Origin of the sequence: Lysobacter arseniciresistens ZS79, from assembly GCF_000768335.1 — a bacterium.
GTDB classification, from domain to species: domain Bacteria; phylum Pseudomonadota; class Gammaproteobacteria; order Xanthomonadales; family Xanthomonadaceae; genus Novilysobacter; species Novilysobacter arseniciresistens.
This window is the reverse complement of record NZ_AVPT01000080.1, coordinates 1-824: the sequence shown is the minus strand read 5'-3', so window position 1 is coordinate 824 and position 824 is coordinate 1. Positions and strand designations below refer to the sequence as shown.

The window sequence follows — 824 nt, the reverse complement described above, 5'->3', positions numbered from 1 at the left end:
GGACGGCGGTTCGATTCCGCCCACCTCCACCATTTTTTGCAGTAGAAACAAAGACTTAGGCCGCTATTGAAGCGGCCTTTTTCTTTATACGGACGCCAGTACGGAAAGCCGATCCCGGCTAGCGTCGTCTCCACACGCGGTTGTCAGACTTTCCCGATACACGCCCGCGAAGTGCGCCGACTGCGCCGATTTGCGCGAACCCGGATCATTCCTCCCGTCGGCAACGCACCCGCCATGACGGCCGTCCAAGGTGCGAGGATCGTCCGGACAACGATCCCGCCGACACTCTCCGAACATGCCCGACCACTGGCGCCAACGCCCGCACGGATGGGAGCTGCTACGCGGTGGCCGGGTCATCGCCTCGGTCGTTCCCGACGCGACCGGCGCGCATGTCTGGATCGGCGGACGCATGGCATGGCAGATCGTGCGCGGTCGCAGTCGATCCGTCACCGTCGCGAAGCGTGGGGTTGAACGGTGGCTCAGCCACCATGCGCCTCCCTAGGACGGGCACAAAAAAACGGGGCCGCCCGAAGGCAGCCCCTAGTCTCTATTCGTGTGTGCGGACCAACGTCGCCCGCGTTGTGCGGTAGCCCTTCAGCCCCTTGAATGCCTCAAAGTCGATCTCGTCCCCCGGCTCCGGTGCGGGCTCTCGCGGCTCTAGCGTGGATCGATGGACGAACACGGCCGGCCCGCCCAGGTGCGGCAGGATGAAGCCGTAGCCCTTGGCCTTGTGGTACATCGAAATTTTCCCGCGCTCCATCGTCCCCTCCGCAAAGAAAAGCCCCCGCCGGGTGGGCGGGGGCATCTGCTAGGTCACGCCGGGT

At 64.7% G+C, this 824-nt stretch carries 1 protein-coding gene; it reads right to left on the bottom strand.

From position 1 onward, the window contains the following. Nucleotides 1-547: 547 nt before the first annotated feature. Complete coding sequence (locus N799_RS14060; RefSeq protein WP_160279984.1) at nt 548-760, bottom strand: cold-shock protein; 213 nt, start codon at nt 758-760, stop codon at nt 548-550. Nucleotides 761-824: the final 64 nt, after the last annotated feature.